Below are 14,447 nucleotides of genomic sequence, written 5' to 3'. Positions count from 1 at the left end.
CTTCTTAACGCGTTCGCTCAGGTGGCAAACCGCAATACCCCTCTCCCCTATATAGATTTAATAAACGAGATATACTCCCCCTGGGTATAAAGGGAAACGACATGAGCCACACGATTCAGGAAAAACAAAAGCTTCTCAACAGGGTTCGCCGCATCAAGGGCCAGGTTGAAGCCATCGAGCGTGCACTCGACGAGGAGCACGGCTGTTCAGATGTCCTGCAGCGGATAACAAGTTGCCGGGGAGCGATGAATGGGCTGCTCGCCGTAGTGCTCGAGGACCACATCCGGAATCACCTCGTCGATACCGACACTGACGAAGATCCGGCCGGCAGCGCGACCGAGCAGCTCATCGAAGTCGTCCACAGTTATTTCAAGTAGAGCCAAACATGAGTGATTTCACAAACGCCGCCTTCGGCGCTGGACACGACCACATCTTTCTTGGTGCCGGCCATGAAAGCAACGAGCGCAAAACCTGGGCTGTCATCGGCTTATGCAGCGCAATGATGCTTCTCGAGATCGTCGGCGGGAGTCTGTTCGGGTCTTTGGCACTCGTCGCCGACGGCCTGCACATGTCGACTCACGCGGGCGCCATGCTGATTGCAGCACTGGCTTATACCTATGCACGCAAGCATGCGAGCGACTCCCGTTTCGTGTTCGGCACGGGCAAGCTTGGCGATCTGGCGGGATTCACGAGCGCCATCGTGCTGGCCATGATTGCACTGCTGATCGGTTACGAGGCTATTTCCCGCTTTCTTTCCCCGGTACCCATCCATTTCGGCGAAGCGATTCCTATCGCCGTGCTCGGCCTGTTGGTCAACATTGCGAGCGTGTGGCTTTTGAGCGGTGGGTCTCACGGGCACAGTCATGGACATAGCCACGGCGATGAACATGACGGCCACGCTCATGAAGATGAGGCTCAAAAGATATTTGCTCCCGCCGGTGTGTTCGCCGTTTCCATCTTTGAGGACGGCGTACCGCCAGTTTTCCGGATTACGCCGGCCACCGGGGATTCACGGCTGGACGCCTCGACCGCGTCCGTCACGACTATCCGGCCAGACGGTGCCCGGCAGGTATTCGAACTGGCGAACCGTGGCGGCTATCTGGAATCGATGCAAGACATTCCTGAGCCGCACGCATTCAAAGCCATCGTTCGGCTAGCGGATGGCGAGCACGAAATCGAGTTCGAAGAACATGAGCACCACGCTGACGCGCATGACGCAGCGACTCGCGACCACAACATCCGGTCCGCGTACATCCACGTGATAGCGGATGCGGCGGTCTCTGTGCTGGCTATCATCGGCCTCGTACTCGCACGCGCGTTTGGCTGGCTTTGGATGGACCCGCTCGCTGGCGTCATCGGTGCGCTGGTGATTGCAAACTGGTCTTACGGCTTGATGCGGGACACTGGCGCGATCCTGCTCGACATGAGCTCCGACCGGCGTATGGCGGAGAATGTTCGTCATGCTATCGAGGACCGTGGCGACAAGGTTGTCGACCTGCACGTGTGGCGCGTGGGGCCTGGCCATATGAGCGCGGTGGTGTCGGTTGCAACCAACGAGTCGCAGCATGACTCGCGCTTTTATCATGCGGCGCTTAAGCGCTTCAAGGGCCTGTCGCATGTCACCGTTGAAGTGCAACCCGCTCACTCGGTGGCCTGACCCGTGGCGGTCAAGTCGCCTTGCATCGATGTGTGCGCATTCGATGGCAAGACCAAGATGTGCGTCGGGTGCTTCCGTACTCTCGACGAAATTCGCGGATGGAAGAAGATGACTGATCATCGACGCCATCAGGTGATAAACGACCGGTCGCGGCGACAAGCCAAACTGCAGCGTGAATCTCCGGAGTTGGCGCCGGATTGAAGCCAGGTTGCAGAATCGTCGTCCAATGCGCCGCTCAGGCGGCGCTCTTTCCCTGCACCCCTCGGCCAATAGCCAGGACACACAGCGTCAGCAAGCAAAACCCCGCACCGGCGTAGAAAGTTGCCGCAGCCCCCATGCGGTCCCAGAGCTCGCCTGCGACGACGCTTGTAATCAACATCGCCACGCCGCTCATCAGGTTGAAGAAGCCGAACGCGGTGCCTTTCAGGTCCGTGGGCGCGGTATGCGCGACCATGGTTGCGAGAAGACCTTGCGTCAGCCCCATGTGCAATCCCCATAGCGCAACACCCAGCAATACGACCGACCAATGGTTTCCATGCGCAAGCACGAGATCCGCCGCGATAAGCACCACGAGACCGATGGCGAGCAGTCTGGTATGGCTCATGGAGTCGGCCAGTTTTCCAAAGGGATAGGCCGATATCGAATACACAAGGTTCATCGCCACCATGACGAGCGGTACGAGGGCTATCGGGATGCCGCCTTGCATCGCCCGCAGGACGAGGAAGGCCTCGCTGAACCGTGCAAGCGTGAACACCGCGCCGATGAACACCACCCACCAGTATTGGCGAGTCAACTTCTTCAGGTTGTCGAGCCTCAGCGGATTGACGCGCTTCGCGGTCGTACGGTGCTCCGGCTCCTTGATGCCGAATATCAGCAGGGCAACGGCGATAAGGCCGGGAATGACAGCGACCCAGAACACGAGACGAAAGTTATCCGCCCATAGCAGCATCAGTACGACGGCAAGCAACGGCCCAAGAAATGCACCGACTGTGTCGAGCGCCTGCCGTAAGCCGTACGCGGCGCCTCGAAGATGGGGTGGCGTGATATCTGCCACAAGCGCATCGCGCGGCGCACCCCTCACGCCTTTGCCAATTCGGTCCGCGACACGCGCCGTCAGCACAATGCCGGCCGTAGGTGCGAGCGCGAACAAGGGCTTGCTCAACGCACCCATGCCATAACCGATGACAGCAAGCCATTTCCGGTTGCGAAGGTAGTCGCTAAGAGCGCCGGAGAAAATTTTCACGAGGGGCGTCGTCGCCTCCGCGACACCCTCAATCAGGCCCACCATCATCGCGCTCGCACCCAGGCTTGTTACCAGGAACATGGGCAACAAGCTGTGAATGATTTCCGACGATATGTCCATGAACATACTGACGAAACCGAGCATCCAGATGCCACGGGGGATTTGCTTAAGCGTGCCAGTGCCAGGTGTGGAATTGGTCTGCATCGTTCTCGGGTCTGGGAGTGTCGGTGTCTATAGTGGCACGGTCACACGTTGTGCCTTGTGCGGCTTCCATCACTGAACTCCTTGGCTTGTTGGATGTGATTCCTTCCAGGTTTCTCACCCCAGGCGCTCAATGCGAAATGCCGGCGATTCAATTCAGAAAAACTGATTTGTCGGCTCCTCGCCGGTCGCGCGAGGTGAACCTCGAAAGTTTGCTTAATGAAAGATATTACAAATTCATTCGTCAGCCGGGTCACATGAATAGCACGCGCGCGACTTGTCCGCGTCCTCAATCCGTCATTGGATCTCTCTAAGTTCTCTCCGTGTAATGCGCGGTAAGACACGAGGAGATTGCGTAAGACATCGCGAGCCCTCGCAACCGTTTTATGTTCAGGAGAGTTCCATGCAACGAATGAGCCAGCAGTTGGCAAAACCGGTGGTACGAAGCTGTCTTCTCGGCAGTGCCTTTGCTCTGACCATAGCGGGCGTGATTTTTCCATCGCTTGCGGAAAGCCAGTCCCAGACCCCTGATGCGTCAACGTTGACTGCATCGCCGATCAAGCATGTGATCGTCATCGTCGGTGAGAACCGCACTTTCGATCACGTATTCGGCGCCTATAAGCCGCGCAACGGACAGTTTGTTTCGAACCTGCTTTCCAAGGGCATCATCACGGCGGATGGCAAGCCAGGTCCGAACTTTTCGCTCGCCGCGCAAAACACCGCAAGCGCGACCAATACCAGTCGGTTCGAGATGAGTCCCGGATCGAAGAAACCCTATACCGTTCTGCCGGCGCCGAACACGGGCTTCACGACGACGTCCGCAAGCGATACGAACCCGCCGCCGTTCGCCACGCTAGCCGCCGCACAGGCAGCTGAAGGCGCCGTGCTGGAAGCGCAGGACGTGATACACCTGACTACCGGTGCAAGCGGTCTGCCGCAGCAAGTCGTGGACACGCGCTTTGGCGCGAATACCTACAACTTGCCGAACGGCCCTTACCAGATTTCGCGGGTCGGCCCCGACTACGACCAATACATTAACAGCCCCGTTCACCGCTTCTATCAGAACTGGCAACAGTCCGATTGCAGCGTTTCGCACGCGACCGCAGAGAATCCCAGCGGCTGCAAGATGGACCTGTTCGCGTGGGTTGAAACGTCGGTGGGCGCTGGTTCGAACGGCAAAGCGCGGCCCGCGAACTTCACGGACGAGACGACCGGTGAAGGCTCTACCGCGCTGGGCTATTACAACGTCAATACGGGCGACATGCCCTACTTCAACGAGCTCGCCCGCCACTACACGATCAGCGACAACTATCACCAGCCGGTGATGGGCGGCACGGGTGCCAACAGCATCATGGTCGGAACGGCAGACGCGCTCTACTACACCGATGCCAACGGCAATGTGGCAACACCGCCTGCTAACGAGATTGAAAACCCGCACCCGCAAGCGGGCACTAACAACTGGTATACGCAGGACGGTTATTCGGGCGGGACGTACAGCAATTGCTCGGATGTCAATCAGCCTGGCGTTGGCGCAGTACGGCATTACCTCGACAATCTGTCCTACCACCCCAAGGCGAATTGCGCGGCCAACACCTACTACCTGCTGAATAACTACAACCCTGGGTACAACGGCGACGGCTCGGTCAATACCAGTACCTTTACCATTCCGCCTTCGCCCGTGCGCACGATCGGCGACACCCTGCTTGAGAAGAACGTCTCCTGGAAATACTACGGCGAAGGATGGAACACCTTTGTCGCCAAGTCGCCCACGAGCGTGTATTGCAACATCTGCAATCCGTTCCTGTATGAAACGAACATCATGAAGAATCCGGCGATCGTGAAGGCGCACTTGCAGGATACAAGCGATCTCTACACGGACATCGCCAACGGCACATTGCCGGCGGTATCGTTCGTCAAACCGGGTGGATTACTGGATGGCCATCCTGAGTCTTCGAAGTTCGGTCTTTACGAAGGATTCGTTCACAAGCTGATCGATACGGTGCAGCAGAATCCCAAGCTTTGGGCATCGACGGCGATCTTTGTCACGACCGATGAAGGGGGTGGTTACTACGATTCCGGCTATATCCAGCCGGTCGATTTCTTCGGCGATGGCCCGCGCATTCCGATGATCGTAGTGTCGCCGTTTTCGCGAGGTGGCCGCGTGATTCACGACTACTCGGATCACGCCTCGATCGTAAAATTCATCGAACGTAACTGGCGCCTGAACCCGATCACGGATCGAAGCCGCGATAACCTGCCGAACCCGGTTCAACTCGCGTCCAATCCGTACGTGCCCACGAATCAACCGGCCATTGGCGACCTGTTCAGTTCGTTCCGCTTCGATACCGACGGCGATCATGATCACAATCAGGGTGGCGACCAGGGACAGCGCGGTGGTTTCGGCATGTGGCCGTTCTAACAAGCCATAGGATTCGCTAAGCAGAAACGCAAAAACTGAGTGGGCGTAGCGCGATTTTATATCGCGCTACGCCCACTTTTTTGTGTAGACCTCCCAGCCCACGCCACCGCTTGCTCCCATTGTTCGTTCGCTCAGATCGACCGCGCGAAAATTGAACATAACTAGAAGAGGCGCGCGTCGGCTAACATGAGGCCTTTCGTATTCAGCTTGCGGCAGGAATCGATCTCATGAAGCTCTCCTTTGAAGTCCTGCAAGTACTCGACGCGGTGGACAGGACCGGCACCTTTGCTAAAGCCGCCGAGACGCTTCATCGCGTACCCTCGGCGCTTACCTACTTAGTACAAAAACTCGAAGAAGACCTTGGGGTCGAATTGTTCGATCGCACCAACCGCCGTGCGCAACTGACGCATACAGGGCGCGTGGTAGTCGAAGAGGGCCGGCGTCTGTTGCGCGCAGCAGACGATCTGGAACGCAAGGCTAAACGCATTCAACAAGGCTGGGAAGCTGAACTGCGCGTGGGGATCGACGAGATCATTCCCTTCGATTTTCTATGGGATCATGTAAGTGGATTCTACGATCTGCATATGGATACCAAGCTGTTTCTGACCAAGGAGGTACTAGGCGGCTCATGGGATGCATTGATCACTCGCCGCGCGGACCTGATTGTTGGAGCAGCAGGCGATCCACCACATATCCCCAATCTGATCGCCAAGCCCATTGGGTCCTTGCACCATGTTTTCGTGGTTGAACCTAACCACCCGCTCGCCTCCATGCCGGAACCCCTCAGCCTTGAAACCGTGGCGCAATACAGGGCGGTGGCGATTGGTGATACATCGAGAGAACTCTCGCGGCGTAGCATTGCCATTGCACCGGATCAGGAAGTGCTGACCGTTCCCACGCTCGACGCGAAACTGACCGCTCAACTGCGTGGCATCGCGGCCGGCACCATTCCCGAGTGCCTGGCTGCAGGGGCGATCAACCGGGGCAAGCTGATCAGGAAAAAGGTCACAGGAATGCGCGAAGTGACGCAGTTCTATCTCGCATGGCGCAAGGACGAAGCGGGGAGCGCGCTACGCTGGTGGGTCGAACAACTTGATCATCCCGACCTGATCGTCAAGCTCGCGCAGCAGCTGCTCTTACGCAGTTGATTAATCTCTTCGTGCGAGTGCTTAAACAGACTCGCAATTAGACTCATCCCTGTCGCGCTCAATTGCCGAGGCCTGGCTAAGCAACGAAGTCGCGACGTCGTAGTCATCGAAATCAAGCCCCTCCGACATCTGCGAACAGACCGGCATCAAGAAATCGGCAATATCGCGTGCCCGGTCCGACGCTTGCCAAAGGCTCGCAATGCTGGTTGCTGCCCGCAACTGGAACGATCGCGATCCTTGCAGCAGCGCCTCTTCCATTGCCGCATTGAAGCACGCCTGGGCGTCGCCCTTGGCATTGCCAAACTCTTGCTCCATGAGCAGCAATTCGCCCTGGAGCCGCCGAAGCTCGCCGCAGTACCAATGCTCGCCGACTTCATCGCAATGGGCCAACGCACGCTCGACCACTTGAAGGCCTTCCGCAATACGGCCCGCTTTAGCCAGAGCCATCGCGTAACCGCCGTAAAGCATGCCGGCGTGGGCCATGAGACCGATCTTCTCCAGTTCGTGTAGCGCCTTGCAAAACTCACGCAAGCGCGCCGGACTTCCGTCACTTTCCGCCGATAGATACGCGTCATAACAACGTGCGCTTACCTGCCAGATCGTGAGCCCGGCCCGGCTCGCAATCACCGATAACAACGAGATCGCCACCTTCGCACGCTCGCGCTTGCCCGAGAGCAACGCTAACGGAATAGCAGACTCGACCAGCACGTAGCACGCGGCCATGTCATGACCCTCACCGCGCGCGCTCGACAGCGCTTGTTCCGACAGCGCCAGCGCGGTGTCCCGCTCGCCCTGCAACCAGAGTATCCGCGCCATTGTGGCCTGAGTCACGACGCGGTGATCGATCGACGACCCAAGCATCGCCAGCCGATGTTGCGCGCGGTCATAGCGCGTTAGCATCTCGCTGAGGTGAGCAAAGGCCTCCGTCTGATATCCCGCATAATGCTTCGATATCCCAATCAACCGCTCACCGAGGATCGTATTGGTCGCATGCCCCAAGTCGGCGGCAAGTGCATGGAATCGTTGCGCAAACCCCGTCGCCTCGCGAATTGCGCCGCAATACTGTGCTGCGTTCCACAACCCCCACAACGCTCGCGCCTCATACTCCCGATTCCCCAGCGTGATCGCCGTCGATAAGACTTCCGACCAGATGTCGCGCGTCCGCTTGTCCGGACCGTTGATATAAACCAGTCCCGCGGCATAAGCAGCCAGAAGGCGCATCCGCTGATGGACAAGCGAACTGCTCGTTCGCGGGTTGGCAATGAGTGCGGCCAACCCGCGTTGCGCCCACTCGCAACACTCGTCGACAAGCGACGCGTCGAAAAAATAATAAACGGCGCGTGCCGCAAATTCGACGCTTATCGCGTTGTCGCCTTTCGGCGAAAAAGCCCATCGCAGACCGGCGCGGATATCGTCGAGCTTGTCGGTCAACGCCACCGGCCACTCCCCGCTTGCACGCTCGCAGTTCGTATCGGTGCGATCAAGAAGCCCTGACAGGTAACGAACGTGATGCAGCGCGGCCAGCCGATATTCACCGTGGTCATCGAGCTTCTGCAACGCGTACGCACGCGTGGTCTCGAGCAGCCAATACCGCCGCTCGCAGACATCGTGGTCGAAGACGATCAGCGATTTGGCGGCCAGCCCGCTAAGCGCGTCGATCACCCTGCCTTCCTGCAACCAGTCTTCGCCCATGACCGCGATGGCGCCCGACAGCGTGAAGCCGTTCACGAAGATACCTAGCCGGCGCAAGATGACCTTCTCGTCTTCGTCGAGTAACGCATAGCTCCAGTCGAGCGTCGCCTTCAAGGTTTGATGGCGTGGCAACGCAGTCCTGTGGCCGCCGGTCAGCATCCGGAAGCGGTCGTCCAGATGCGCGGCCAGCGTCTGGATGCCCAGCACGGCGGCCCGCGCCGCCGCTAGTTCGATGGCAAGCGGGATCCCGTCGAGCCGCCGGCATACCGTTCCGGTCAACGCGATGCTTTGCGCGTCGGACGAAAAATTCGGATCGACTGCACGGGCGCGCGCCATGAAGAGCTTGACGGCGCTGCATTGCAAGACCTCGTGGCTCTGACTGCATTGAGTCGGGAATTGCAGCGTTGCCACGGTGAACTGGCTTTCCTGTGGCAAGCGCAACGCCTCGCGGCTAGTGGCGAGGATATGTGTCTGGCCATTGTCCTGGAGAATCGTTTCGACGAGTTCCGCGGCGGCTTTCAGGACATGCTCGCAATTGTCCAGAACGATCAGTACGCGGCGTTCGCCAAGTACATCAGCAATTTTCGCAAGGCTAGCGCCGCCATTGGTCGCCTTGACGCCAAGCACCTTGCAGAACAGGTCGATGACGGACTGGGCGTCAGTTGCGGACGCCAGCGACACCAGGTAGATACCATCGGGAAATCGACGTGACAAACCGCGCGCCACTTCTATGCTGAGCCGCGTCTTGCCAATGCCGCCCGAGCCAACGAGCGTCAAGAGCCGTGCTGTCTGCAGCGCCGCGGAGATGTCGGCAATGGCTTCGTCGCGGCCGATCAGCGTGGACGAATAAGCGGGCAGATTATTGGGAACGTCGACGCTGAAACTTTCGGCTATAGCCGCATTCACTTCGCAAGCCGACTGCGTGGTAACCAATCGATACCCCCGGCCGGGAACCGTTTTGATCAGTTCGCGTTCGTTGCCGAGAAGCTTGCGCAGGGCCGACATATGCACTTGCAGATTGTTCTCTTCGACCACGCTGTCTGGCCACACGCTATCAAGGATCTGCTTCTTGGTGACGAGCGCACCGTTACCTGCGATCAGCAGTTCGAGAATATCGAACGCGCGACTCCCGATCCTGACAGGCTTTCCGTCACGCGAGATTTCCCTGTTGTCGAGATGCACCCGAAGTCCGCCGATCTGAATCATTACCGGGAAGGCTCCAGAGAATGGGTTGCGCGAATCATGCACGGGTTGCTGGCCGGAACCCGCGTCGCGTCAGACAGGGCCGCCATCAAGAGCGCATGGTGGCCCGGCTCCTGGGTAGACGAATCCGTCCTCCGCGAATGCTGATCGTTTGATCTATGACCATAGTCTAAGTTAGACGCCATGTTAATGCGTCAATAGATTTGAACATTAGCACCAAAAATTTTGAACATAAATGCGTTGATTATTCGAAGAGGCATGCTTAGTTCTAGTCGTGTCATCAAGACTTAATACGGCCGCGAGCCCTCGAAAATAGTTTTGAATCCGCTTAGTCATCTTGTCCATGACGTTAGCTATTTAAGTTGGCACTCGAGAAAACGCTTGAGCAATGGTGCCTTTTGACGCGGTGTTGTCGATTCGCTTTGGAAGCAACCCGCTAGGCCGGGCCTGACACGAGTCATCCGCTGCGAACGGGTTGCCTGAAAAGCGCCGTTCACCAGCCAAATTTCATTTCGACGCCTACGTAATCGGCATTGCTTCCGCCAGCCTGGCGGATCGCGTCGCCTACCTGGAAATGCACCGCTTCTACGGACGCGACCAGGTTGGCATCGACTTGCCAATCGGCACGCACCTGCGTGTAGAAACCCGTCCAGCTGTTGCCATGTCCAGCCGTATTCGGCACGACCGCTGAGGCTTGTCCATACACTGCGTCGGCGGTCGTCTCGCGCCACTGAAGACCGACGGCAGCCAGCAGCGTGAGTTTCTTGTTCGGCTTGAGCGTGATCGACGGCTTGATGTGGATCAGGTTCGAGTACCCGGTGTAGCCGGCCAGCGCGAAGTAATAACCGTTGGGAAACAGCGGATTGAAGGTCCCGACCCGGCCATCGCCGGGATGCTTGTCGCCTGAAGCGGCATCGATCTGCATGCCAATTCGCGGCGTCCATGGTAGTGCGGCCAACGTATAACCGGCCAGCGAGCCGATCGCCCATGCGCCAATCGTGCTGTTGCCCACATGACCCGATTGATACATGCCCTCGACGTCCCAGTCGAAGGGCTGGACATTGCCGGCGTATCGAGCATCGAAGACGTCGCGATGTTCATCGCCTGAGGCATCGAGAAAGCGCGCGTTGGTGCGGTTGTAGCGCGAGTAATACGCCGACAGGTCACCGGGACCGACACCCTGGCGCTCCACGCGCACACCGCTGAAGGTCAGGTGGCGGTTCGACACGTCGTCGAATGAATCGACATCACGATACTGAACCGGCTGGGTCGCATACGCTATCCAGCGCCACGGACCGGTCTCATAGTCGCCCCAGACCGCGTCGAACGCCTGTCGCACGTTCGGGCCGTCACGCACGGAGATGAACCGCTGCAAATCGAATGCCATCTCCTGGCGGCCGACCCGAAACTTGACCTGACCCGGACCGAGCGGCTCGGTAATAGCAACGAACGCCTGGCGCAGATCCAGCGGGTTTTTATCGACGGGCGTAACGCTGTCCTTGCCGAATGGACGTGCATCTTCAAACTGGGTGAAAAACTGGACATGCGGGCCGAGGTGGACATCGGCATGTACTTCGAGACGCTGCAACACATACGTATCGTCGCGACCCGTGCCGGTGCCGAAGAGCGGCGCGTCGTTGATCTCCAGGCGTTCGCGTATGACCGCACCCAACGAGATATACGCTTCAGGGTTGCCGAAGAGCGGAATGTATTTCAGCGAATCCAGCGGCTTTTTAGGGACGCACGGATTCGCGAGGACCGACCAGTCCTCCTGCCATCTGTTGAACTTGATCTCGGGCCGTTGACATGCGGCGGCTGTAGGGGTCGTGACCGACGCGTTCGTGTCATCTGCGCCGCCAGTAGCGGTCTCGGCGGCTGAAACGGGAAGAGAGATCGCCAATCCCGTACTCAACGCCCACGCCCGGAGTCGCTTGCACCGCGCTGTTCGATCGGTCGTTTTCACGGCTGCCTCATTGCTGGCCGTCATGAATTTCAGCAATATATCCACCGGGGAATTCGACCATCGCTGTCTGCCCCGTCGAGCTCTTATAGGCGGGATAAAGCACCTTCGCACCCGAGGCCTGCGCCTTCTCCAGAGTCTGTGGAAGATCGTCGACTGCGTAGCCGGTCGTCTCGCGTCCGAACGGGAAAGGCAGCTTGCCATCGGTGACGAAAACCAGCATGCGGCCAAACGTTGAATTGATGCGAATCTCACGCACGGTTTCGCCGGGGCGGCCAATCACGCCAGCGTCGGCATGACGGTTATCGGAGACCACCTTGCCGTGCGAAAAATGCAGCCATCGACGCACAAAGTTGTTGGCCTCATATCGCGATACGTACACGCGGTTGTCCGGCACCGTATGCAAGGGCGCATAGTCCGGCGCTCTCGTATGCCAGTAGAGTTGCATGGTGAGACCGCCTGGCCACTGGATCACTGCGTCCTTGCCGATGGGGTCATTGAACGTATCCACCAGCACGTCCGCGCCCGCAGCACGCGCTGCCTTCACCGCCTGGTCGATGTCGGTTACCAGGTACCCGGTGCGCTCGCTGCCGAACGGATAAGGGATCGGCGTTTCGAAGCCGAATACGGACAGCATGCCCGCCGGCGTCTGCACATATTGCGACGCGGTTTTGCTTGGAGTTGGCGTCACCGTAAAGACCGCTCGCTGCGATGCCTTGCCGCCAAAGGTCGCAATGATACTGTTGACGAACGCATCTAGATTTTCCGATGCGACATAGACGTGGGTCGTGTCGTACTGCGATCCGACCGCCACATTCGGCGTTGCGCCCCGGATCGTGCTTACGTCGCTCGCCGACTCGACGAGTTCCGCCGCAGCGAGCACCGGTTCCGCCGCGCTTAAGCTACCAAGAAGAACGGCGGCCAGACTGGTCGCCAGGAAGATGCGGGAAAGTGATCGGTTTGGCATTGCGTTTCCTGAAATAAAAAACCTCTTGTGCGCCGCCGATAAGCAATGAAAGCGGCTCTATGCGGGAGGCATCACTGTGTCTCTTTGCGACCCGCAATATCGCCGCCGGGTTTATCGGACACGAGTTGAACGGGCTGCGTGGCTTGCGCGGCCGATGCCGATGCCGTCGTGAAGAACTGCGCCTTGACGACCGGGATCGTGTGCTCACCGAGCACCATGCCGAGCAAACCCGCAAGGGCTATGAGCGGCGGTGCGGGCGACTGGACTTTCAACAACCAGTAAACCAGGCCAACTGCGAACCCGACGCCCAATGAAATCAAATAAGACATGATCGTGCCTGTAGTTTGCAAGCGGCTTGCGAGCAGCCGCCTTGTGATAACAATGACCGTCTCTCTTGCTAATCCGGCCAGTCCGAGCCCAGGATGAGCCCGCAATAATTAAGCCGCCGATACTTCGGGTCGACGCGGTCCATGACATCGGCGTGAACGGTTCCGTATGTCGATGCCGGCCGATGCGCCATGCCCAACCCGAAACACTCGATGATCTTTCTCTTGAACCCCTCCTCTCGCGGATGCGCTTTCACGACTTCCTCGCGCTGCTGCGCGGTGAACTCGTCGAAGTGCAGACCGAGCACATCCACCTCCACGCCCCTCGTCACCAGCGCCACAACCGGCTGCTTATGCTGCGCGATGCCCGGCGTCGTATGAAGCGCGATGGCGTCCCACACATCCGCAATATCCTGCTCGGCGATGCAGTAGCCGCGAAGGAATTGCCGGGCCGCATTCGCGCCATCGACTTCGAACCGGTCGTGCGAGTGACGATGCGCGTCGGTCAATCCGATGTCATGAAACATCGCACCTATATACAGAAGCTCCGAATCGAACCTCAGTGCCTTTTGCTCACCGCTCAGCGCACCGAAGAGAAACACGCGCGATGAGTGATGGAACAACAGTTCCGACTCGACGTCGCGAACCAGCTCGGTCGCCGCTCGAGCCATCGGGCTGTCGGGCACCGCAATTCCCGCGACGGTCTTACTCATCGTTTGTCTCCTGAAAAACCATCCAGATGGCTTTTCCGTGCGTCCGGTGCCTTTTTTACGATCTGGCGAAGGCGAGCAAGTCTTCGTTGAGACGATCTTTATGAGTGAAGTAGAGCGCGTGCGGCGCGCCTTCATAGACCTTGAATTGCGCGCCTGTAATCAGGGCAGCAGCCGCTTTGCCGGTGACCTCGAAGCTGACGACTGCGTCGCCGCTACCGTGAATCACGAGCGTGGGCACATCGAATTTTTTCAGGTCCGGGCGAAAGTCCGTTTCCGAAAAAGCAGCGATGCAATCGAGCGTTCCCTTGATACCCGCCTGAAGTCCCATCGCCAGGGTCCAGTCGAGCATCGGCTTGCTGACCGTGGATCCTTCCTGATTGCTACCAGTCAAGAGCGGACCGAATTTATCGAGGAAATCAGAGCGATCGGTCAGGATACCTGCACGAATTCCATCGAATATTTCTGGCGGCGCGCCTTCGGGGTGATCGTCGCGTCGAATCATCAATGGCGTGACTGAGCTGATCAATGCGGCCTTGGCGATACGCCTTGAACCATGCCGTCCGATATAACGCGCGACTTCGCCGCCGCCCATGGAGAAGCCGGCGAGAATGACGTCACGAAGCTCAAGCGCCTCAATCAGTTCGTTCAGGTCGTCGGCAAACGAGTCGTAGTCGTAGCCGCCCCACGGCTGGCTCGAACGGCCGAAGCCCCGGCGGTCATACGCGATCACGCGATAACCATTCGATGCCAGAAAATGCATCTGGTATTCCCACATGTCGGCGTTGAGCGGCCAGGCATGAATCAAGATGATCGGTTGACCGGAGCCCCAATCCTTGTAATAGAGCTGGGTGCCGTCGGAAGTGGTGAGCGTTGTCACGAGTTTTACCTCTTGAATAATGCGTGTTGGGCCGGGCTTGC

General features: G+C 58.5%; 12 protein-coding genes. 5 read left to right on the top strand and 7 right to left on the bottom strand.

Annotated elements, in window-relative coordinates; translation table 11 throughout:
• Positions 1-101: 101 nt before the first annotated feature.
• Genes EOS_RS23920 through EOS_RS23910 form a run of 3 tightly spaced genes read left to right on the top strand, consistent with a single transcriptional unit; the run spans position 102 to position 1,858 of the window.
• Positions 102-377: a metal/formaldehyde-sensitive transcriptional repressor gene (locus tag EOS_RS23920; protein ID WP_047849189.1), complete on the top strand. Its 276-nt coding sequence runs from the start codon at positions 102-104 to the stop codon at positions 375-377.
• Positions 378-385: 8 nt separating this feature from the next.
• Complete coding sequence (dmeF, locus tag EOS_RS23915) at positions 386-1,657, top strand: CDF family Co(II)/Ni(II) efflux transporter DmeF (RefSeq protein ID WP_047849188.1); 1,272 nt, start codon at positions 386-388, stop codon at positions 1,655-1,657.
• Positions 1,658-1,660: 3 nt separating this feature from the next.
• Positions 1,661-1,858, top strand: a complete 198-nt coding sequence (locus EOS_RS23910; RefSeq protein ID WP_047849187.1) for a DUF1289 domain-containing protein — start codon at positions 1,661-1,663, stop codon at positions 1,856-1,858.
• Between the two features lie 34 nt (positions 1,859-1,892).
• Here the strand turns inward: EOS_RS23910 and EOS_RS23905 are convergent, their stop codons facing one another.
• Positions 1,893-3,104, bottom strand: coding sequence for an MFS transporter (locus EOS_RS23905; protein ID WP_047849186.1), 1,212 nt, complete (start codon positions 3,102-3,104; stop codon positions 1,893-1,895).
• 400 nt (positions 3,105-3,504) lie between these two features.
• On the opposite strand from EOS_RS23905, the gene EOS_RS23900 reads away from it, so the two are divergent.
• Both EOS_RS23900 and EOS_RS23895 read left to right on the top strand, forming a co-directional pair.
• Entirely contained in the window at positions 3,505-5,520 is a 2,016-nt protein-coding gene (locus tag EOS_RS23900; protein ID WP_082163495.1) for an alkaline phosphatase family protein, read from the top strand.
• A gap of 227 nt (positions 5,521-5,747) precedes the next feature.
• Positions 5,748-6,668, top strand: coding sequence for a LysR substrate-binding domain-containing protein (locus tag EOS_RS23895; RefSeq protein ID WP_047849185.1), 921 nt, complete (start codon positions 5,748-5,750; stop codon positions 6,666-6,668).
• Between the two features lie 21 nt (positions 6,669-6,689).
• Here the strand turns inward: EOS_RS23895 and EOS_RS23890 are convergent, their stop codons facing one another.
• The 6 genes from EOS_RS23890 to EOS_RS23865 all read right to left on the bottom strand — a co-directional run bounded on the left by EOS_RS23890 (position 6,690) and on the right by EOS_RS23865 (position 14,406).
• Positions 6,690-9,566, bottom strand: coding sequence for a winged helix-turn-helix domain-containing protein (locus EOS_RS23890; RefSeq protein ID WP_047849184.1), 2,877 nt, complete (start codon positions 9,564-9,566; stop codon positions 6,690-6,692).
• Between the two features lie 490 nt (positions 9,567-10,056).
• On the bottom strand, positions 10,057-11,550 hold the full coding sequence (locus tag EOS_RS23885) for an alginate export family protein (RefSeq protein WP_047849183.1): 1,494 nt from the start codon (positions 11,548-11,550) through the stop codon (positions 10,057-10,059).
• Positions 11,534-12,490 carry a glyoxalase gene (locus EOS_RS23880; RefSeq protein WP_047849182.1) on the bottom strand — a complete coding sequence of 319 codons (957 nt, stop codon included), beginning with the start codon at positions 12,488-12,490 and terminating at the stop codon, positions 11,534-11,536. The genes EOS_RS23885 and EOS_RS23880 overlap by 17 nt, the downstream gene beginning before the upstream one ends.
• A 71-nt stretch (positions 12,491-12,561) precedes the next feature.
• Entirely contained in the window at positions 12,562-12,819 is a 258-nt protein-coding gene (locus EOS_RS45965) for a DUF1427 family protein (RefSeq protein ID WP_047849181.1), read from the bottom strand.
• 68 nt (positions 12,820-12,887) lie between these two features.
• Positions 12,888-13,529 (bottom strand): HD domain-containing protein, encoded by a 642-nt coding sequence (locus EOS_RS23870; RefSeq protein ID WP_047849180.1) that lies wholly within the window; start codon positions 13,527-13,529, stop codon positions 12,888-12,890.
• A gap of 55 nt (positions 13,530-13,584) precedes the next feature.
• On the bottom strand, positions 13,585-14,406 hold the full coding sequence (locus EOS_RS23865; RefSeq protein ID WP_047849302.1) for an alpha/beta fold hydrolase: 822 nt from the start codon (positions 14,404-14,406) through the stop codon (positions 13,585-13,587).
• Positions 14,407-14,447 lie beyond the last annotated feature (41 nt).

This window comes from Caballeronia mineralivorans PML1(12), assembly GCF_001028175.1.
Classification (GTDB): domain Bacteria; phylum Pseudomonadota; class Gammaproteobacteria; order Burkholderiales; family Burkholderiaceae; genus Caballeronia; species Caballeronia mineralivorans.
The sequence above is the reverse complement of the archived record's forward strand: the minus strand, read 5'-3'. Positions and strand labels throughout refer to the sequence as shown.